The 20,726-nt window shown below is 66.1% G+C and carries 16 protein-coding genes; 8 read left to right on the top strand and 8 right to left on the bottom strand.

Annotated elements, in window-relative coordinates; genetic code table 11:
• Positions 1-41 precede the first annotated feature (41 nt).
• From dctP to ACK4HJ_RS22095, 4 genes are all read left to right on the top strand, one after another.
• Positions 42-1,088: a TRAP transporter substrate-binding protein DctP gene (gene dctP, locus ACK4HJ_RS22110; protein WP_409835580.1), complete on the top strand. Its 1,047-nt coding sequence runs from the start codon at positions 42-44 to the stop codon at positions 1,086-1,088.
• 98 nt (positions 1,089-1,186) lie between these two features.
• The gene (locus ACK4HJ_RS22105; protein WP_296018008.1) at positions 1,187-1,717 is read left to right on the top strand and encodes a TRAP transporter small permease subunit; all 531 of its coding nucleotides are present in this window, start codon (positions 1,187-1,189) and stop codon (positions 1,715-1,717) included.
• The gene (locus ACK4HJ_RS22100; protein WP_409835579.1) at positions 1,714-3,030 is read left to right on the top strand and encodes a TRAP transporter large permease subunit; all 1,317 of its coding nucleotides are present in this window, start codon (positions 1,714-1,716) and stop codon (positions 3,028-3,030) included. The genes ACK4HJ_RS22105 and ACK4HJ_RS22100 overlap by 4 nt, the downstream gene beginning before the upstream one ends.
• A gap of 34 nt (positions 3,031-3,064) precedes the next feature.
• A complete protein-coding gene (locus ACK4HJ_RS22095; protein WP_409835577.1) occupies positions 3,065-4,345 on the top strand; it encodes a hydroxymethylglutaryl-CoA reductase, degradative in 1,281 nt (426 codons plus the stop codon).
• Between the two features lie 83 nt (positions 4,346-4,428).
• On the opposite strand, the gene ACK4HJ_RS22090 is transcribed toward ACK4HJ_RS22095, so the two are convergent.
• On the bottom strand, positions 4,429-6,519 hold the full coding sequence (locus tag ACK4HJ_RS22090) for a beta-propeller domain-containing protein (RefSeq protein ID WP_409835575.1): 2,091 nt from the start codon (positions 6,517-6,519) through the stop codon (positions 4,429-4,431).
• Positions 6,520-6,731: 212 nt separating this feature from the next.
• On the opposite strand from ACK4HJ_RS22090, the gene ACK4HJ_RS22085 reads away from it, so the two are divergent.
• Both ACK4HJ_RS22085 and ACK4HJ_RS22080 read left to right on the top strand, forming a co-directional pair.
• Entirely contained in the window at positions 6,732-7,565 is an 834-nt protein-coding gene (locus tag ACK4HJ_RS22085; protein WP_409835573.1) for a DUF6502 family protein, read from the top strand.
• On the top strand, positions 7,546-8,052 hold the full coding sequence (locus ACK4HJ_RS22080) for a hypothetical protein (protein ID WP_409835572.1): 507 nt from the start codon (positions 7,546-7,548) through the stop codon (positions 8,050-8,052). The genes ACK4HJ_RS22085 and ACK4HJ_RS22080 overlap by 20 nt, the downstream gene beginning before the upstream one ends.
• Before the next feature lie 197 nt (positions 8,053-8,249).
• Here the strand turns inward: ACK4HJ_RS22080 and ACK4HJ_RS22075 are convergent, their stop codons facing one another.
• The gene (locus ACK4HJ_RS22075; RefSeq protein ID WP_409835571.1) at positions 8,250-8,597 is read right to left on the bottom strand and encodes an MliC family protein; all 348 of its coding nucleotides are present in this window, start codon (positions 8,595-8,597) and stop codon (positions 8,250-8,252) included.
• 569 nt (positions 8,598-9,166) lie between these two features.
• Here ACK4HJ_RS22075 and ACK4HJ_RS22070 point away from each other — a divergent pair.
• Together ACK4HJ_RS22070 and ACK4HJ_RS22065 are read left to right on the top strand one after the other, a co-directional pair.
• Positions 9,167-10,345: an MFS transporter gene (locus tag ACK4HJ_RS22070; protein ID WP_409835569.1), complete on the top strand. Its 1,179-nt coding sequence runs from the start codon at positions 9,167-9,169 to the stop codon at positions 10,343-10,345.
• Positions 10,346-10,460: 115 nt separating this feature from the next.
• Positions 10,461-11,291, top strand: a complete 831-nt coding sequence (locus ACK4HJ_RS22065) for an ornithine carbamoyltransferase (protein ID WP_409835567.1) — start codon at positions 10,461-10,463, stop codon at positions 11,289-11,291.
• Between the two features lie 91 nt (positions 11,292-11,382).
• On the opposite strand, the gene ACK4HJ_RS22060 is transcribed toward ACK4HJ_RS22065, so the two are convergent.
• The 6 genes from ACK4HJ_RS22060 to ACK4HJ_RS22035 all read right to left on the bottom strand — a co-directional run.
• Positions 11,383-13,029 carry a SpoVR family protein gene (locus tag ACK4HJ_RS22060; RefSeq protein WP_409835604.1) on the bottom strand — a complete coding sequence of 549 codons (1,647 nt, stop codon included), beginning with the start codon at positions 13,027-13,029 and terminating at the stop codon, positions 11,383-11,385.
• Between the two features lie 32 nt (positions 13,030-13,061).
• Positions 13,062-14,330 carry a YeaH/YhbH family protein gene (locus tag ACK4HJ_RS22055; protein WP_409835565.1) on the bottom strand — a complete coding sequence of 423 codons (1,269 nt, stop codon included), beginning with the start codon at positions 14,328-14,330 and terminating at the stop codon, positions 13,062-13,064.
• 50 nt (positions 14,331-14,380) lie between these two features.
• Entirely contained in the window at positions 14,381-16,303 is a 1,923-nt protein-coding gene (locus ACK4HJ_RS22050) for a PrkA family serine protein kinase (RefSeq protein WP_409835563.1), read from the bottom strand.
• A 293-nt stretch (positions 16,304-16,596) separates the two neighbouring features.
• Positions 16,597-17,808, bottom strand: coding sequence for an FAD-dependent monooxygenase (locus ACK4HJ_RS22045; protein WP_409835561.1), 1,212 nt, complete (start codon positions 17,806-17,808; stop codon positions 16,597-16,599).
• A gap of 37 nt (positions 17,809-17,845) precedes the next feature.
• Entirely contained in the window at positions 17,846-20,365 is a 2,520-nt protein-coding gene (locus tag ACK4HJ_RS22040; RefSeq protein WP_409835559.1) for a putative bifunctional diguanylate cyclase/phosphodiesterase, read from the bottom strand.
• On the bottom strand, positions 20,362-20,726 hold a 365-nt coding region (locus ACK4HJ_RS22035), incomplete at its 5' end, for an EAL domain-containing protein (RefSeq protein ID WP_409835557.1). The genes ACK4HJ_RS22035 and ACK4HJ_RS22040, both read right to left, overlap by 4 nt.

The raw sequence follows: 20,726 nt of genomic DNA, 5'->3' as shown, positions 1-20,726 counted from the left end.
CGGCGATGGGGCACACATTTCAAACCAACCGGAGACAAGACATGGCAGACAAAGCCGTTCAACGACGCAACATCCTCAAATCCACCCTGGCCGCAGCCGCTGCCGTGGGCGCAGCGGCGCCCCTGGCCAGCCACGCGCAGGCCACCCTCACCTGGCGCATGCAGGCGCTGTGGGACGGCGGCACCACGCCGCAAAAGTTTGAAGAGCGTTTTGTGGCCCGCGTGGCCGAGCTGACCGGTGGACGCTTCAAGATCAACCTGTTTGCGGCTGGCCAGATCGTGCCTGCCGCGCAAGCGTTTGATGCCGTGCGCGGCGGCGCCTTCGAACTGATGAAAACCTTCGACGGCTACGAGGCTGGCAAGATCCCCGCATTCGCTTTCACCAGCACCATTCCGTTCGGCTTTGCCGAGAGCGACGAATACGAAGCCTGGTTCTACGAGCGTGGCGGGCTTGACCTGGTGCGCCAGGCGTATGCGCCCGCAGGCCTGCACTACATCGCCCCCACCGTGTACGGCCAGGAGCCGCTGCACTCCAAGGTGCCAATTCGCAAGATCGCTGATCTGACGGGCAAGAAGGGCCGCTTTGTGGGCCTGGCCTCGGCGGTGATGGGCGCCATGGGCGTATCGGTGACACCGCTGCCCACGGGCGAGGTGTACTCCGCACTGGACAAGGGCGTGATCGACATGGCCGACCGGGGCGACCTGACAGCCAACTTTGAAGCCGGCCTGGCCGAGGTGGCCAAGTTTGTAGTGGTGCCGGGCTTTCACCAGCCCACCACCGCCACCAGCTACGTGGCCAACCGCGCCGCGCACGACAAGCTGCCCGCCGAGTTCAAGGCGGCCTTGGCGGTGGCCGCGCGCGAGATTTCGGCGGCGCTGCGCCAGCACATCCTGGTGAGCGACGCTGCGGTGCTGGCCAAGTACCAGGCCAAGGGCTGCGAGATCATCCGATTCAGCGCCGCCGACGTGGCCGCCGCACGGCCCAAGGCGATGGCCGCATGGCGCACCGCCACCAAGGGCGACGCACTGGCCACCAAGATCCTGGACAGCCAGGTGGCCTTCATGAAAGAGCTGGGCCTGCTGGCCTAAGCAGGTCCGGGCGCAAGCCCCAAGACCCTGGCGCCCGCAATGAGTGCCAGGGCGCACTTGCCGTTGCGCGTTGTCCCTCGCCCCCAAGGAGTCACCCCATGCCGTCATGGCTCTCTGTCTCCACGTCTGCCATCACCACACTCAACCGCTGGATCTTCCAGGCCACGGTGTGGTTGATGGCCATCGTGGTTCCCGTCATGCTCTACGAAGTCGCCGCACGCTATTTCTTCAACGCTCCCACCGTGTGGGGCATGGAGCTGGCCGTGCTGCTGTTCGGCCCCTACTTTCTGCTGGGCGGCCCGTACCTGCTGCACCTCAAGGGCCATGTGGCGCTCGACGTGGCACGCCAGCGCCTGAGCCCCGCATGGCAACGGCGGTTGGACCTGGTGAACTTTCCCATCATCGTGCTGTTCTGCGCCATCCTGCTGTACTTCAGCGCACCCGCAGCCTACAGCGCCTTTACCTACCGCGAGACCAGCTTTTCAGCCTGGAACCCACCCATCTGGCCGGTGAAGGCCGCCGTGCCGCTGGCACTGGCGCTGATGCTGCTGCAGGCCGTGGTGGAGTTCTTTCGCACGCTGTTTGGCGAAACGACCGCTGACGTATCCCCCGCGGAGGCCCACCCATGACCTCCAACATGATCCTGGTGCTGATGTTCGGCAGCCTCACGCTGTTCATGCTCACCGGTCTGCCCATTGCCTTTGTGCTGGGCGGCCTGTCGCTGCTGTTCACCGTGACGCTGTGGGAGCCCAACGCGGTCATCGTGCTGGTGCTGCAGATCTTCGACACGATGAAGTCCGAGGCGCTGCTCGCGATCCCGCTGTTCATCCTGATGGCCTGCATCCTGCAGCGCTCGGGCGTCATCGAAGACCTGTACCGCGCGATGGAGCTGTGGTTTGGGCGCTTGAAAGGCGGGTTGGCCATCGGCACCGTCATCATCTGCGTGGTGATGGCGGCCATGACGGGCGTGGTGGGTGCGGCGGTGACGGCCATGGGCATTCTCGCGCTGCCCGAGATGCTCAAGCGCGGCTACAAGCCCGAGTTGGCGCTGGGCACCATCTGCGCGTCGGGCACGCTGGGCATTTTGATTCCGCCGTCGGTGCTGACCATCGTGTATGCCGTCACGGCGCAGATCTCCATCGGGCAGATGCTGATTGCGGGCATTGTGCCCGGCATCATCCTGGCGGGGCTGTACATCGCCTACATCATCGTGATCGGCTGGATAAAGCCTGAATGGGTGCCCATTGACCCCAGCACCCGCAAGGCGCCGCTGCGCGAAAAGCTGCTGGCACTGAAGGCGCTCATCATCCCCGCGATGCTGATCGTGATGATCCTCGGGTCCATCTTCTTCGGCATTGCAACCCCCACGGAATCCGCCGCGGTAGGCGTGGCGGGCGCCCTGCTGCCCAGCCTGATCAAGCGGCGCTTTCAGTTCAACATGCTGCGCGGTGCGGGCACCGATGCGCTCAAGGCCACGGCCATGATCTTGTGGATCACCCTGGGCGCCAAGGCCTATGTGGCCATCTTCACGGGCCTGGGCGGGGCGGACACGCTGCTGCAGTTCATCCAGGGGCTGGACGTGAACCGCTGGCTCATCCTAGCGGCCATGATGCTGTTGCTCGTCTTCCTGGGCACGGTGCTGGACGAGCTGGGAATCATCCTGCTCACCGTGCCGGTGTTTCTGCCCATCGTGCGGCTGCTGGGCTTTGACGAGCTGTGGTTTGGCGTGCTCTTCGCCATCACCATCCAGATGGGCTACATCAGCCCGCCATTTGGCTACACGCTGTTCTACATCAAGGGCACGCTGCCCGCCCACATCGGCATGAACGCCGTGTATTGGGGCGTGCTGCCGTTCTTTGCGCTGCAGTTCGTCGGCCTGCTCATCTGCGCGGCCTTCCCCGATCTGGTCACCTACCTGCCCCGGCTGATGGCGTCGCGCTGAGCCGCTTGTTCACCCATTTATCCCAAACACTTCCATGACTTCCACCGTACACCCCAGCAGCCGCATCGGCGGTTTTCACAAGCTCGCCATTCCCGCACGCATCGACGCCGTGGCCCGGTTTGCGGGCCTTGGCGACGACGACAAGGCCCACCTGCTGAACACCGGCAACCTGCCTGCCGAGCTGGCCGACCACCTCATCGAGAACGTCATCGGTACGATGAACATCCCCGTGGGCATTGCCACCAACATGAAGATCGACGGGCGGGACCGGCTGATCCCCATGGCCACCGAAGAATCGTCGGTGGTGGCCGCGGTGTGCAACGCGGCACGCCAGTGTTATGACCACGGTGGCTTCATCACGTCCATGTCGGGCACCGAGATGATTGCGCAGATCCAGCTCACGCAGGTGTCTGACCCGCAGCACGCACGCATCCGCATCCTGGAGCACAGGGAAGAGATCCGCTCGCTGTGCGATGCCTGCGACCCCATCCTCGTCAAGCTGGGCGGCGGCTTCCGCGATTTGGAGGTGCGGGTCATCGACACGCGCGGCGGCACCATGGTGATCACGCACCTCATCGTGGACACGCGCGACGCCATGGGCGCCAATGCCGTCAACACCATGGCCGAAAAGATTGCGCCGCAGATTGCGGCATGGACGGGCGGACAGACCAACCTGCGCATCCTGTCGAACCTGGCCGACCGGCGCCTGGCGCGCGCGCGCTGCGTGTGGCGCACGGCCGACATCGGCGGCGAAGCGGTGCGCGACGGCATGCTGGCGGCCTACCACTTTGCCGCGGCCGACCCGTACCGCGCCGCCACGCACAACAAGGGCATCATGAACGGCGTGAGCGCCGTGGTGCTGGCCACCGGCAACGACACGCGCGCGGTAGAAGCCGGTGCCCACGCCTACGCCGCACACGGTGGCCACTACACCAGCCTGACGACCTGGGAGATCACCAACAGCGGCGATCTGGCAGGCTCCATCGAGCTGCCCATGGCCGTGGGCCTGGTGGGCGGCGCGACCAAGCTGCACCCTACGGCCAAGACCGCGCTCAAGATCCTCGGCGTAACGTCTGCCCGCGAGCTGGCCCAGATCATTGCGGCCGTGGGCCTGGCGCAGAACTTCTCGGCCATGAAAGCGCTGGCCACCACCGGCATCCAGAAGGGCCACATGGCCCTGCATGCGCAGAACATCGCGATGATGGCGGGGGCGGTGGGCGACGAGATCGACCGCGTGGCGCAGGTGCTGGTGGCACAGGGCACGGTACGCATCGACGTGGCCGAGGCCGAGCTGCAGCGGCTGCGGGCGGGTTGACGCGCCCTCAATTTCAAGCAAAAAGAGCTGCCAGCGCTTATCCATAAAGCGCTGGCAGCTATCATTTTTGATGTCTTTCTACGTCAATCACCTACCTTGTAGAAAGTCTGCCCACCCGACACCTGGTACACCGCCGCGTCCACCTGCAGGCTGCGCTCGTTGTACAGGTCGAACTGCGCGTTCCAGCCACTGTCCGGCGGCGTTGAAAGCAGGGTGGACGTGACCAGCATGGACCGCTGCGTGAGCGTGCCTTGGGTGGTGTTGACCTCCCAGCGCGCGGCGCCCTGCAGGCCGCGCACCGGCGGCGGCGTGCCGATGAGGCTGGGCGCATGCATGGCCCGCGCCGGAAACGCGAGCAGCACCCGCGAACCCACCTGCTGCACGTTGAGCACCGGGCGCCCCACGCCCAGCGCGGTGCTGCTGCCTTCGCGCCCCAGCTTGTCAGTGGCTACGCGGCGGCCTTGCGCGGGGTTGCGCACGTCAAACAGCGCCAGCGGCACACCGGCCTCAGTCCCGCCATCGGTCAGGTCGCGCCCCACGCCCAGCAGCCAGCCGTTGGGCAGCGGGAACAGATGCCGGGTGTAGCCCTGCGCGGCCAGCTCGCCTGCCATGGCAGGGTTGTTGGCAGCGGCCAGGTCCATCACATACACCGGGTCTGACGCCAGGTAGGTGGCGGCATAGGCGCGCGTGCCGGCAAAGTGCACGGTGTCGATCTGCTGCCCCGCCTGGCCCGTGGGCGACAGCCGCTGACGGATGGGCAGCTTGGCCAGCAGCGTCAGGCGGTTGTCGCCCGGCGGGTCGCGCAGCACCGACAGCACGGCAGTGGACACGGGCTTGGACTGGATGGTGACGGGCGGCGCGCCGCTTTGCCCCGTCTGGCCGGTAAAGGTCACCACACGCAGGTCGCCCTGGTATTCGTTCATGCGCTGGCCCAGGCGCGTGACATCCCAGCCCAGGTGTCCGTCCACTGTGCCCGACGCGCTGTAGTCCACCTGGCTGCCGCGCAGCGCAAACCTGTGAATGTCGGTACGGCTGCCGGTGGGAAACACCATGTTGATCACGTCGCCGCCATAGTGGTACTGGCGCGAGCTGGCCAGGTACACGCTGCTGGCGCCCAGGTACAGGCCTTCGCTGCCGCCCGCAAAACAGCGGCTGCTGCGCGCCAGGCCCGCCGACGCCAGATCGATGGCCGTGATGGTGGTGACCTGCAGGTCCAGCGACGCATTGCCTGGCTGCAGCAGGCAGTCGGCCTCAGTCACCAGCGGCTGGGGCTGGCCGTTGTCCACACGCAGCGTGGGCAGGATGTCGGCGGTTTTCAGGTCCTTCAGCGCGGCCTCCACCGCGGCAGCGTTGGCGCCTGCGGGGACGGCGAAGTGGGTGAGGTCGGGCGACCAAGTGGTGACCAGGTACAAGGTGTTGCCCACCAGGCGACTGCCCACGACCAGGCCGTCGATGCGCATGCGCTTGAGCTGCGCGGGCACCACGTCCTTGCCAATGGAAAACACGTCGAGCGAGAGGGTACGGCTGTACTCGGGCACCACGGTGGTGTCAGCGGTGCCGTCCGTGCGTGCCTGGGCGTTGGCGGGCGTGGTGGATTCGCCAGGTGTCGCGAACGGCACGCCAGGCTGGCGGTCAGCGTACGGGTTCTGCTGCGAGATCACCGCAGCGCGGGTGCCGCCGCCGGCCACGTAAAAGCCGTAGGGCACGAACTTGTCGTCCAGCGCCACGCGGCCCACGCTGCGCAGGCTGTGGTCTGGCAGCCGCGCCATGGCCGAGAAGCGGGGCGGGTGCTGCTCCAGCGCCGATCCGGTGCCTGCGGAATAGGCGCGGTGCAGCGCATACAGCATGCCGCCGTCGGCCCGGACGAAGCCATCTTCCTCCACCTGCGGGCCCACCAGCGGCGTGCCGGTGTTGACTACCACCGATCCCGCCAGGGCCGGGTCGCTCACCGTGGGTACCGTGACGGCCGTGCCCGGCAGCCCGGCGGCCACCCGCTGCGCCACCTTGGTCTTGAAAAAGCCCACCAGGTCGCCTGCACGCACCGCCTGCAGGCGCGCTTCGTTCGGCGTCTGCGGCCCGCCGGGCTCGCCCGCGCCACCGCCACAGCCCGCCACAAAGGCCGCAGCGCACAGCGCGCCCCAACCCATCCCCCATGTCATTCCGCGATTCGTCATTGTGTGATTTCTCCGTCCAGATAGGTATCTGTGGCGCGGTGCGCGATCAAGCGATCCTCTCAATCCGGCGTTGCGTTACACGGTATGCACCCGCCACAGATAAGTGGGATAATATCCCACACAATTTGCAGCGGTCAACCACATCACAATGGCGGCTGTTCTGCCCGCCTGCGCGGCGCCGCTTTTTTTTGTTGTCTTCGCGTTCGTTCACCATGCCTTCCCGTTCCGCCATCGTTCTGGCCTGCGCCCTGCACGTGCTGCGGCCGCTGGCGCGGTTGCTATTGCGCAATGGCGTGGCCTACCCCGCGTTTGCCGCTGCGATGAAGAAGGTGTTTCTGGACGCTGCCCATGCCGAGTTGCAGGACAGCGGCAAGAAGCCCACCGACAGCGCGGTGAGCCTGATGTCCGGCGTGCACCGCCGCGACGTGCGCAACCTGGGCCGCCTGGCAGAACCCGCCGACACCCAGGTCGAAGGCGAGACCCCGCTGAACATGGCCAGCCAGGTGGTGGCGCGCTGGCTGAGCCAGGCCGACTGTCTGGACGACGAAGGCCAGCCCCGTCCCCTGCCCCGTACCAGCGAAGGGCCGCACTTTGACGCGCTGGTGGCCAGCATCAGCAGCGACGTGCGCCCGCGCGCCGTGCTGGACGAACTGCTGCGCCTGGGCATGGCCGAGGAAGACCCGGACAGCGGCCAGGTGCGCCTGCTGGCCACTGGCTTTGTGCCGCGCCAAGGCTTTGCCGAAATGGCGCAGCTGCTGCAGGACAACGTGCACGACCACTTGGCCGCCGCCGCCCTCAATCTGGAGGGCGGGCACAACTATCTGGAGCAGTCGGTGTTTGTGGACCAGCTCAGCGACGAATCCACCCGCCGCCTGCACGTTGTGGCGGCCCGGGCCTGGCGCCAAGCCTTCAAGACCGTGATGACCGAAGCGCAGGCGCGGTATGACCACGACCAGCAACACACTGCCCCCGAAGACCGCATTCACCGCGCGCGGTTTGGCAGCTACTTTTATGCGGCGGACAACGATGAGCACCCTTCTTCCTGAGCTGGCGCTGCGCGCCGTGCGCACCTGTACCCTGCTGTGGGCGCTGGCATTGGCAGCCTGCGGACCCGGCACCGGCGGCACGGGCACCGGGCCCATCACCGGCATCTACAACTACGCAGGGCCGGGCTTCTCCACCGGAGCCCCCTGCGCGGACGACTGCCCCCAAGTCACCCTGCAGCTGGAGGCAGAGCGCATAGTGTTCACCGCCCTGTGCCTGCGCTTTGTGTACGACGGCCCCTGGCAGCCAGACGATGCAGGCGCTGTGCTCCTGGAAGGCACGCTGGAAACCACCGAGTGGCTGAACGGCCAGCCCCAGACCACCCGCAGCCCTGCCGTCCTGCGCTTGCAGTTCAGCGACGGCAGCACCGACAGCCAGCAAGTGGCCCTGACATTGCGCGACGCCACCGGCGCCAACTTGGTGATGCCCATCACGCTGGCGCAGGGCACGCGCACCGCCGCACCCAGTGGGTGCAGCGCGGGGCGGTAGGCAAGCCCCGGCTCTGCCGCGGAGGGCGTCGCGCCGCGGCAAAGACAGCTTTAAGCACAAAAAAAGCTGCCAGCGCTTGCTGGACAAGCGCTGGCAGCTATTGTTTTTGAATCAATGCCCTACAAAGCGGGCCACTACCCAACTGCATCACCACACCGTATGCGACGCAGGGTGGAGGATGAAAGACCGCCAAGCGGTCAGCGACCCGACACCAGCGTGGGCCGGCCGCGGCACCAGATGGGGGTGAGGTAGCCGATCTGGATGGTCATCTCGTTGCCTTCGCCACGCACCGTGGTGGGGCCGTTGCTGTAGGCGTAGCCGCTGTCAGTGGCCTGCGCGGGCAGACCCACCGTCCAGCCGTTGCGCACCAGCACGCTCATGTTCTGTTCGGGGAAGAACTGCATCTCCACCTTGTCGCCATTGCCGCAGGCAAACTGCATGCTGCCTGTTTCGTTGAACGAGACCTTCTCTGCCGGGGCAGTGGCGCAACCCGTGGCCAGCAAGGCAACCAGCACGCTCGCACCCAGTGGTACCAACTTCTTCATCCGTCAAACTCCTTCACTGCCAAGCCCGGCCGGGGGCCCGCCGACGGGCCCTGCACAGCGCACAAGCACAAAGCTTGCCAATTTCCACCAATGGGAACAAACGCCGCGCAGTAGCCGCGGGACACACCCCAAAGGGTGCCCCACGTCACCGCCCGCGTCGATTGGGGTGATCCCTCCTAGGGATTGCCATAACCCTCCAGATCGCCCCGGATCCCGCAGACGGGCGGCTCCATGCGAAAGCCCCAGAGTCTGGCGCGCCGCAATGGCACGTCGATTACACCGCCAGTACCGCACCCAAACGCACAGGAATGCAGCCCGCGCCCGCCAGTCGCGAGGGCAGCCCCCGGGGATGGAGATGTCGCGCCGGTGCGGACGGGGGAGGATGAAGGGTTTACGCTTGGCGAGCTACCCACCCGTCCCCCAACGCATCCGCCCGTTCGACGGGCTGCATCCTTCTCACTACTGCCTACTGCCCCGTGTCCGCGCCAGCCTCCTCCCCGTCTCCCGCATCGTCCCCTGCTGCCGCCCATAGGCCGCACTCCACGCTTTCCGCGCGCTCGGCTTGGATCATGCTGCTGGCGCTGATCTCGGGCTTTGGGCTGAGCCAGGCGTTTCGCACCATCACGGCCATCATGGCGACGGGGCTCCAGGCGGAGTTCCAGCTCTCGGCGCAGGCGCTGGGCGTGTTTGCAGGCGCGTTTGCGTTTGCCTTTGGCACCATGCAGCTTTTCATGGGAGTGGGCATCGACCTATTCGGAGTGCGGCGCACGCTGCTGGTGGCGTTTCCGCTGGCGATTGCGGGCGCGGTGCTGTCGGCGGTGGCACCGGGCTATGGCGCGGTGCTGCTGGGCCAGGTGCTGATCGGTGTGGGCTGCGCGCCCGCGTTCCTGGTGTGCACGGTGTTCATTGCGCGGCACTTTCCCGCCAGCCGCTTTGCCATGGTGTCGGGCGTGGCCATGGGCGTGGGCGGGCTGGGCATGCTGTTCACCGGCACGCCGCTGGCGTGGCTGGTGCAGCACTCATCCTGGCGCATGGGTTTTGCCGTGCTGGCGGGCCTGTCGGTGCTGGCCTGGCTGCTCATTTACTGGAAGGTGCACGAGCCTCCGCAAGCCACCCACAGCACAGCGCCGCGCGAGTCGGTGGGTGCCGCGGTCCGCGGCTTCGGTGCGCTGTTTCTGCTGCCGCACACGGCCGGCATCATGCTGCTGGCGCTGACGACGTACGCCTCGTTCCTCACGCTGCGCGGGCTGTGGCTGGGACCGCTGCTCATCGAGCGACACGGCTACAGCCTGGTGGCCAGCGGCAACGTGGCCATGCTGGCGTCGCTGGTGTCGCTGTTTACCCCTGCGCTGTTCGGGCGCATCGACCCCGGCCCGGGGCGGCGCCGACGGTGGATCACGGGCTTCACGGTGCTGCTCGCAGCCCTGTTCGGCGCCATCGGCCTGCTGCATGCCGAATGGCTGGATGTAACCGGCTCCGTCGCCGTGGGCCTGTTGTCGGGCTACATGGTGCTGCAGTATGCAGACGTGCGAACCGCCTATGCCCCCGCCGTCACGGGGCGGGCCATGGCGGTGTTCACCATGGCGCTGTTCCTGGGAGTGGCGCTGATGCAGTGGGTGACCGGCGTGGCAGCTTCCATCGCCGCCGCACAAGGCGCAGACCCGTACGTGGCGGTGATGCTGACCATTGCGGCCATGCTGGCAACCGGTGCCCTGGCCTTCAGGTGTCTGCCCGCGCCTGCACACTGACACGCGCGGGCAGCGCGGCACCTAAGTGGGCGAACACCGCAGCGCCCGCTCCTGAAGTACGCTTCAGGATCAAACAGGCGTCTCTGCCCGCCCCTCTTCCACGGAAGCACCACCCATGAATCTCATCCAGCTGACCGACCTGCGCCCCGAAGACATCCGGCACATCTGGGCCCTGGTCAACGCGCCCGGTGCACCACTGCAAGGCACCGTGGCGTGGTCGTTTGAAGGCAACGGCATCCGCACCCGCACGACCTTCATCGAGGCGTTCCGCCAGCTCGGGCTCGCGTTTGTCGAGCTGCCCAACCTGCTCAAGACCGGCGAACGCGCCTGCGACCTGGCGGGCTACCTGGACCCGTTCTACGCCGCATATGTGGTGCGCGAAAGCAACCACGCGCGCCTGTCGGAGTTTGCTGCGACGTCGCAGCGCCCGGTGATCAACGCCATGTCCGCCCAGGGCCACCCGTGCGAGGTGCTGACCGACGCCTACTTCGTCGATACCAAGATCAAACCACTGGCGCAGGCGCGCGTATGCCTGTGGGGGGCCAGCACCAACGTGTTCCGCTCATGGCACGGGCTGGCCCAGGTGCTGGAGCTGGAGCTGGTGCAGGTATGCCACCGGCGCTTTCATGAGGTACTGCCACACGTCACGTTTGTAGAGCCCTCCGCATTGCCAGGCGCGGTGGACGTGGTGATCACCGACTGCTGGCCCGCAGGCGCCGAGGCCGACGCCGAGACCCAGGCCGACATGACGCCGCTGACCGAAGACCATCTGGCCGCCCTGGGCAACCCCGCCCTGCTACCCACGCCGCCCTTCAGGCTGGGCCGAGAGCTGACGGTGGACCCGATCGAATACCCGGGCTTTGTAGGGTACGCGCAAAAGCAGTTGCTGCTGCCGGTGCAGACCGCCATCCTTCGGTGGGCGCTGGGCGACACGGCGGGCGCCTGAGCAAACGGCGGACCGTCACATTTTGAGCAAAACAAGGCTCCAGCGCTTACCCATCAAGGGCTAGTAGCTATCTTTTATATAGCTATCTTCTTCAATCCGCCGGTGGCGGCACCTGGTGCAGCACCATGGCGTTGTTGCCATAGGCGTCCACGCTCTCGATCTGCACGCCAAAGCCCCACAGCCGCGCCACGTGCTTGAGGACCTCTTGCGTGTCGTCCCCCAAGGGACGGCCCTGATACTGGGTGTGGCGCAGGGTCAGGCTGCGGTCACCGCGCAAGTTCACGTTCCACACCTGGATGTTGGGCTCGCGGGTGCCCAGGTCGTATTGCTGCGACAGCGTCTGGCGCAGGCTGCGGTAGCCGTTCTCGTCGTGGATGTCGCTCACCAGCAGCTCGCTCTGGCGCGCGTCGTCGTGCACGGCAAACAGACGCATTTCGCGCATCAGGTGCGGGCTTAGGTACTGGCCGATGAAGCTTTCGTCCTTGAAGTTGCGCATGGCGTGGTCCAGCGTGGGCAGCCAGGGTTTGCCCGCCATGTCCGGAAACCAGCGGCGGTCTTCCGCCGTGGGGTTCTGGCAGATGCGCTGGATATCGCGGTACATCGCAAAGCCCAGCGCATACGGGTTGATGCCGCTGTAGGCCCGGTGCCCCACCGGCGGCTGGTAGACCACATTGGTGTGCGATCCCAACCACTCGATCATCACGCCGTCGCTCAGGTAGCCCTCGTCATACAGCGTGGTGAGCAGCGTGTAGTGCCAGAAGGTGGCCCAGCCTTCGTTCATGACCTGGGTCTGGCGCTGCGGGTAGAAGTACTGGGCGATCTTGCGCACGATGCGCACGATCTCGCGCTGCCAGGGCTCCAGCAGCGGCGCGTGCTTTTCGATGAAGTACAGGATGTTTTCCTGCGGCTCCTGCGGAAAGCGGGTGTTCTCCTCGGCAGCGCCTTCCTTGCCGGGGCGCGTGGGCAGGGTGCGCCACAGCTCATTGACCTGTTGCTGCGCATAGGCCTCGCGCTGCTCCCGCTCCTGCCGCTCGCGCGCCAGGGTCTTGCGCGAGGGGCGGCGGTAGCGGTCCACGCCAAAGTTGGCGAGCGCATGGCACGAGTCCATGAGTTTTTCCACCTCGGCCAGGCCGTAGCGCTCTTCGCACTGGGCGACGTAGTCCTTGGCGTACACCAGGTAGTCGATGATGCTGGACGCATCAGTCCACATGCGGAACAGGTAGTTGCCCTTGAAGAAGCTGTTGTGCCCGTAGGCGGCGTGCGCAATCACCAGCGCCTGCATGGCGGTGGTGTTTTCTTCCATGAGGTAGCTGATGCAGGGGTTGGAGTTGATGACGATCTCGTACGCCAGTCCCATGTGGCCGCGCCGGTAGCGCCGTTCGGTGGCCAAAAATTCTTTGCCATAGCTCCAGTGCCGGTAGTTCACCGGCATGCCCACGCTGGAATAGGCGTCCATCATCTGCTCGGCGGTGATGATCTCCAGCTGGTTGGGGTAGGTGTCCAGGCCAAAACGCTCGGCCGTGGCCGCGATGGCGGCGTGGTAGCGCTCGATGAGCTCAAAAGTCCAGTCGCTGGGGTCGGGCAACGGCTGGCTGGGGCGCGCGCCAGCGGGCAGGGGCTCGCCGGGCACCGTGCGGTGGCGGCGTTCGCCCACGGCGGCCGCCTTCCAGGGGTTGTCGCTGACGCGGCGCTCCAGCACCGGGTAGTGGGTCATGTTGTGCGCCGGGTCGTGCGCCATGTTGGAGGCCGTGTCACGCGCTGTAAGGTCATTCATGCCTGCACGCCTTCCTTTTTGAACAGCTCGCGAAACACCGGATAGATCTCGCTGGGCTGGCCCACCTTGCGCATCGCAAAGTGCGGGTACAGCGGCAGCAGCTGGCTGTATTCGTCCCACAGGTTCTGCTCTTCCTGCGCCACCTGGACATAGGCAAAGTAGCGGGCCACGGGCAGGATGCGCTCTGCGAGCAGGTCCCTGCAGTTGCCGCTGTCGTTGGTGAAGTTGTCGCCATCACTGGCCTGGGCCACGTAGATGTTCCAGTCACCCACCGGGTAGCGCGTGCGGATGATCTGGTCGAGCAGTACCAGCGCGCTGCTGACCACCGTACCCCCGCTCTCGGTGGAATGAAAGAACTGGTCTTCAGTCACTTCGGCCGCCTGCGTGTGATGGCGGATGAAAACGATGTCGATGGTCTCGTAGTGCCGCGTGAGAAACAGGTAAAGCAGGATGAAGAAGCGCTTGGCCAGGTCCTTGCGTTGTTCGTCCATGGACCCCGACACATCCATCAGGCAGAACATCACGGCCTGGCTGCTGGGCACGGGCACGGGCGTGCGCGCGCGAAAGCGCAGGTCGATGGGGTCGAGAAACGGAATGCGGTCCACGCGCTTTTGCAGCATTGCGATGCGGCCCTGGAGCTCGGCCAGCACCTCGCTGGTGCCGTCGTCCTGCGCCAGCAGGGCGTCCAACTGCGCCTGCAGCCCCGCCAGCTCGCCCTGGTGCGCCTTGCCCAGCGCAATGCGCCGGCCGAGAGCGCCGCGCATGGTGCGAACCACGGCCAGGTTATTGGGCGTGCCGTCCTGGCTGTAGCCCGCGCGACGCGACTTCCAGCGCGGGTTCTCGCCAATGTGCGTGCGCAGCAGGTGGGGCAGCGCCAGGTCTTCAAAGAAGATCTGCATGAACTCTTCCTTGGTCAGCGTGAAGGTAAAGTCGTCTTCGCCTTCACCACTGTCGCTGGCCTGCGAGCCGCGCCCCCCTGCTCCGCCCTGCGGCCGCTGGATGCGGTCGCCACGCACATGGTCGGTGTTGCCGGGGTGCACGGTGTCGCGGATGCCACCCTGGCCGTGGTGAAACAACGGCTCGCTGATGTCCTTTTTGGGAATGGTGATGTTTTCGGCCTGCTCGATGTTGCGGATGTCGCGCTGCGAGACAGCACGGCGCACCGCGTCGGCGATCTGCTCCTTGTATCGCCGAACAAAGCGCTCGCGGTTACCTACCGATTTGTTCTTGCCTGCGAGCCGGCGGTCGATGATCTGCAACGGCATCTCCTTGCTCCTCTGCCTCCGGGCGCCGCACCCGCGGCGTTACCGGGCCTTCAGCTACTCTTGCGCACGCGCAGGTACCACTCGCACAACAGACGCACTTGTTTGGGCGTGTAGCCCTTGTCCACCATGCGGGTCACAAAGTCTTCGTGCTTGCGCGCCTCCTCGGCGCTGGCCTTGGCGTTGAAGCTGATCACCGGCAGCAGCTCCTCGGTGTTGGAGAACATCTTTTTCTCGATCACCAGGCGCAGCTTTTCGTAACTGGTCCAGCTGGGGTTCTTGCCCTGGTTGTTGGCGCGCGCCCGCAGCACGAAGTTGACGATCTCGTTGCGGAAGTCCTTGGGGTTGGCAATGCCTGCGGGCTTCTCGATCTTTTCCAGCTCGGCGTTGAGCGCGCTGCGATCAAACACCTCGCCGGTGTCGGTGTCGCGGTACTCGTTGTCCTGGATCCAGTAGTCCGCATACGTGACGTAGCGGTCGAAGATGTTCTGGCCGTACTCGCTGTAGCTTTCCAGATACGCGGTCTGGATTTCCTTGCCGATGAACTCGGCATAGCGCGGCGACAAAAACTCCTTGATGTAGCCGGTGTACTTGGTCTCCAGCTCGGCAGGGAACTGCTCGCGCTCGATCTGCTGCTCCAGCACGTACATCAGGTGCACGGGGTTGGCCGCCACCTCGGCGCTGTCGAAGTTGAACACCTTCGAGAGAATCTTGAACGCAAAGCGCGTGGAGATGCCCGTCATGCCTTCGTCCACACCCGCGTAGTCGCGGTACTCCTGGTAGCTCTTGGCGCGTGGGTCGGTGTCTTTCAAACTCTCGCCGTCATACACCTGCATCTTGCTGAAGATGCTGGAGTTCTCGGGCTCCTTCAGCCGCGTGAGGATGGCGAACTGCGCCATCATCTTGAGCGTGCCCGGCGCGCACACGGCGTTGCCGAGCGACGATTCACGGATCAGCTTTTCGTAAATGCGGGTTTCTTCGCTCACCCGCAGGCAGTACGGCACCTTCACGATGTAGATGCGGTCGAGAAACGCCTCGTTGTTCTTGTTGTTGCGAAACGCCTTCCACTCGCTCTCGTTGCTGTGGGCCAGCACCACGCCATCGAACGGGATGGCGCCAAAGCCTTCGGTGCCCTTGTAGTTGCCTTCCTGCGTGGCCGTGAGCAGCGGGTGCAGCACCTTGATGGGCGCCTTGAACATTTCCACAAATTCCAGCAGGCCCTGGTTGGCCAGGCACAGGCCGCCGCTGTAGCTGTAGGCGTCGGTGTCGTCCTGCGCAAAGCTCTCCAGCTTGCGGATGTCCACCTTGCCGACCAGGCTGGAGATGTCCTGGTTGTTCTCGTCCCCGGGCTCGGTCTTGGCAATGCCGACCTGCTTCAGAATGCTGGGGTAGCGCTTCACGACGCGGAACTTGCGGATGTCGCCGCCGTACTCCTCAAGCCGCTTCACGGCCCACGGCGACAGCACGCGCTGCAGGTAGCGGCGGGGAATGCCGAACTGTTCTTCCAGGACGGGCCCGTCCTCCATCGCGTCGAAAAGGCCCAGTGGCGACTCATTCACAGGCGACCCCTTCAGCGCGTAGAACGGCACCTTCTGCATGAGGTACTTGAGCCGCTCTGCGATGGAGCTTTTGCCCCCGCCCACGGGGCCCAGCAGGTAGAGGATCTGCTTGCGTTCTTCCAGCCCCTGCGCGGCATGGCGGAAGAAGCTCACCACCTGCTCGATGGCGTCTTCCATGCCGTAGAACTCGGCGAACGCGGGGTAGCGCTTGATGACCTTGTTGGCAAAGATTCGCGACAGACGCGGGTCGTTGCGCGTGTCCACCATTTCGGGCTCGCCAATGGCGGCCAGCATGCGCTGGGCGGCCGTGGCGTAGGCCATCGGGTCGCGCTTGCACTCGGCAAGGTACTCGTCAACGGACATTTCCTCTTCGCGGCAACGGGCGTAGCGCGCGGCGAAATTGCTGATGGCATCCATACGGCCTCCTTTGGCGGCACGGGCCTGGCGGGATCAGGCAGCGCCGCGGTGTTGGACGGGAATTCGCTAACCGGCTTGGCTCTTTGTAGCACCACGGCCTGCGCTTGAACAGCGAATTCGTGGACACATCCGTTGCCTTTTCGGCGCATTACACACACACCGATAGAGCGTGGCACACTGCGCAAGTTCACCCTGTTTCGCGGCAGCAACTGCCTGATGGCATAGGGGAATATCCTGACAACGTCTACCGGATTGCCCCGACGCCGGCGCACCGCTTGCGCGTTAAGCGAAAGCTACAGCGAGCTCGCGCTGGAGCCATCGCCCCGGTACAGCCAGGGCACATCCAGCAACCGTTCTCCCAGCAGCCGCAGCGACCAGTCGCGCCCCCAGCGCACCGGCCCTGTGGCATGAAAAATGCGCCCGTTGCGCGTGGACCGCGCTTGCACCCGCGCGTTGCGCTGCCAGCGGTTGAGGGCGTAACGACGCAGGCGCAGCGGCACCTCCAGGTCGTGCATGGACAGTGCTCGCTGCAACTCGGCCGCATCCTCGATGGCCATCCCCGCGCCCTGCGCCAGATACGGGCGCATGGGGTGGGCCGCATCGCCCAGCAAGGCCACCAGGCCCCGGGCCATGTCGTCGGCGCTGCGCACCGGCGGGCGGTCGCACAGCGGCCACAGGCGCCAGCCCGGCCCGCCCACGGCGCTCACGCTGCGCACCACGTCCTGCAGAGCAGTGCAGGTACCTTTCAGCGCATGCTCCAGCCCCGCTGCATTGGCAACGTGGTCCCAGCTTTCCAGGTCCTGCGGCGCGGGACCCTGCACGATGACCACCAGGTTCTGCAGCTCGCCCCTTCGCACGGGGTATTGCACCGCATGCAGGCGCGGGCCCAGCCAGGCGGTGACCTGTGCGGTACGCAGCGCATCGGGCAGCGCCTGCTGCGGGACCAGCGCGCGGTAGGCCAGATGGCCCGTGACGCGGGGCGGCACTGCACCCAGTAACTGGGTGCGTGTGCGGCTCCACAGACCGTCCGCGCCGATGAGCGCGTCGCCCTCCACCTGTTTGCTGCGGCTGGTGCGCACGGTCACTACGCCATCGGCATCGGTGAAGGCGTCAATGGCATGGTCCAGGTGCACCTGGGTGTCGGTGTATTGGGTGACTGCCGCCAGCAGCAGCCCGTGCAGGTCCGCGCGGTGAATGGTGGCGTAGGCGGCCCCGTAGCGCTCCACCGCCGTGGGGCCCAGCGGCATCTGAGCGAGCTCCTTGCCGTTCAGTGCGCTGCGCACCTGCAGGCGACTGGGAAAAGCGGCTACCTCCTGAAGTGGCCGCTGCAGGCCCCAGGCCTGCAGGCGGCGCACCACATTGGGCCCAATCTGCACGCCCGCGCCCACCTCGCTGAACGCAGCGGCCCGCTCGTACAGCCGCACGTCCCAGCCGGCACGCGTGGCGCCCAACGCTGCGGCCAAGCCGCCGATGCCGCCACCCGCCACCAACACTTGTTTCTTCATGCGCCGATTGTGAACCGGGCCGGCCCGCAAGCTTTTGTCATAGCGCAGGGCGCAGCGCGCGCTCCAGCACCTCAGGCGGCATGGGCCGGCCAAACAGATATCCCTGGAACGCCTTGCAGCCGTGGCGCTGCAGGAATTCGAGCTGGCCGGTAGTCTCCACCCCCTCTGCCACCACGGCCAGGTCCAGGCTGTCGGCCAGTGCCAGGATGGTGCGCACGATGGCCGCGTCGTTGGGGTCGGTCTGCAGGTCGCGCACAAAGCCCTGGTCGATCTTGAGCTGGTCCAGGGGCAGGCGCTTGAGGTAGCTCAGGCTCGAATAGCCCGTGCCGAAATCGTCCAGCGAGAAGCCCACGCCGAAATGGCGCAGCTGCTCCATGCGCGCAATGATGTCTTCCACATCTGCCAGCAGCAGGCTCTCGGTCAGCTCCAGCTTCAGTCGCTCGGGATTGGCACCGCTGGCATTCAGCGTGCCCAACACCTGCTCCACAAAATCCGGCTGGCGGAACTGTCGCACGCTCACGTTCACCGACAGGAAAAACTGGCGCGTGAGTGCGCTGCGCGACCAGGCCACCAACTGCGCACAGGCCGCCTCCAGCACCCAATGCCCGAGTGGAAGGATGAGGCCGGTCTGTTCGGCTAGCGGGATGAACTCCGCGGGCGACACAAGCCCGCGGCGCGGGTGTTGCCAGCGCACCAGGGCTTCTGCGCCCTGCAGGCGGCCTTTGGCATCCACCACCGGCTGGTAGTACAGCACCAGTTCGCCTTGCTGCAGCCCGCGGCGCAGGTCGGCCTCCAGCGCGGCGCGCTGCGTGGCGGCGGCTTGCATGTCGGGGTCGAAGAACCGCTGTGTGTTGCGGCCTGCGGCCTTGGCCTGGTACATGGCCAGGTCGGCGTGCTTGAGCAGCTCGTCCACCGTGCAGGCCTGCAGGCCGAACAGCGCGATGCCGATGCTGGGCGTGCTGTGGTGGCTGGTGTCGCCCAGCACATAGGGCTTGCCCAGCGTGGTGGCGATGTGGCTGGCCACGAGCGCAGCCTCGGCGCTGGCATGGCTGGCATCCTGGCTGAGGCCCTCCACCAGCACCACGAACTCGTCGCCGCCAAAGCGGGCCACGGTGTCCACCTCGCGCACGCAGCCTTTCAGGCGCTGCGCGGCCTGCACCAGCAGCTGGTCGCCGATGTCGTGGCCCAGGGTGTCGTTCAGGTCCTTGAAGTTGTCGAGGTCGATGAACAGCAGAGCCCCCTGTGCATGACTGCGCTGCACTGCCGCCAGCGCGCGCTGCAGCCGGTCCACCAGCAGGCGGCGATTGGGCAGGCCTGTCAGTACGTCAAAAAATGCAAGCTGCTCGATCTGGCTTTCCACACGTTTGCGCTCGGTGATGTCGCGGCCCACGCCGCGGTAGCCGCGCAGGGTGCCATCGGCGCCGAACACCGGCACGCCGCTGACCGTGATCCAATGCATGCTGCCGTCCGGGCGCTGGCGCTGCAGCTCCAGGTCGCGAAACGGTTGTTGCGCCTTCAGCACCGCGCGGTGTGCCGCCCAGTCGGCCTCGCTCATGTTGAGCGCACCAATCTCCCAGCGCGTGCGGCCCATCACGCTGGACAGCGGAATGCCATTGACGCTCAGATCGCCCGCCAGCTGCACAAACCGCCCTTCGGCATCGTGCTCCCAGTACCAGTCCGACGACAGGTCGGACAAGGAGCGGAAGCGCGCCTCGCTCTCGCGCAGCTCGTTCTCTACGCGCACGTAGTCGCTCACGTCTGTGAAGGTGCGCACCAGCCCTCCGTCGGGCAGAGTGGACGTGCGTACCTCGAACGTACGCCCGTCGCGCGTGGTGCGCCAGTACACGGCTGGCGCCGAGTCCTTGGCGCCCCCGGCAACGTAGCCCTGGCCGCGCCGATCCACGAGGCTGTAGCCTTCGCCAAAGTCGCCTCGCTCTGCCTGCACGCGCGTCAGGTCGGCCAGCGTGGGGCGAGTGGCCATCAGCGACTCGGGAAGGTTCAGCAGCTCCAGCACGCGCTCGTTGTATACGGTGATCCGCCCATCGGGCCCGGTCTTGAAGATCCCCTGGCTCATGCTGGCCAGCGTGGCCTGGAGGGCCGAACGCTGCTCCTGCAACATAGTCAGCGCCTCTTGCCAGATGCGGGCATCCACCATGCGCACGGGCTGGCCCTTGCCTTGGGCGCTGTGGATCAGGGCCGCCAGACGGTGCAGCAGCTCGCTCAGGTGGGCCACGCCGTCGGGCTCGGAGTCGCGCAAGACGTAGTCCCCCAGCCCGCAGCGGAACGCGCGTGCTGCCAGAGCTTCTTGCGCCGCGTCGATGCACATGAACACGGGTCGACCTGCGCACAGTTCCAGCAAGCTCGGCAGCTCTTGCACCGAAGGGCGCAAGCACAGCACCACGGCAGCCCACGCCTGCGAGGCCAAGGGCGCCAGGGCGGTTTCAGGCGTCGGGCTGTGCACCACCCGCCAGTCTGGGTGGCGCCCGGCGATCATGCGCCGCGCGGCAGCAGCGTGAAGCGTGTCGCTGTCCACCCAGAGCACGCCCGCCCCGGTCATGGCGAACTCCCTTCAATCCCGGGACCGGGCGCGGCCGGCTGCGCTGGGGGCACAGGGCCCAGTTGGTACTCGCGCGCAAACATCTCGATGGAGCCGGGCCGTCCAAACAGATACCCCTGAAACCCCTCGCACCCGTGCAGCCGCAAGAATCCCAGCTGCCCCGTGGTCTCCACCCCCTCAGCCACCACCTCCAGGTCCAGGCTCTTGGCCAGCGCAAGGATGGTGCGCACAATCGCCGCATCGTTCGGGTCCGTCAGCACGTCCCGCACAAAGCTCTGGTCGATCTTGACCTGGTCCAGCGGCAGCCGCTTGAGGTAGGACAGGGACGAGTAGCCGGTGCCAAAGTCATCGAGCGCAAAGC

Origin of the sequence: Acidovorax sp., assembly GCF_046294525.1 — a bacterium.
In the GTDB taxonomy this organism is placed as follows: Bacteria; Pseudomonadota; Gammaproteobacteria; order Burkholderiales; family Burkholderiaceae_C; genus Acidovorax.
The sequence above is the reverse complement of the archived record's forward strand: the minus strand, read 5'-3'. Positions and strand labels throughout refer to the sequence as shown.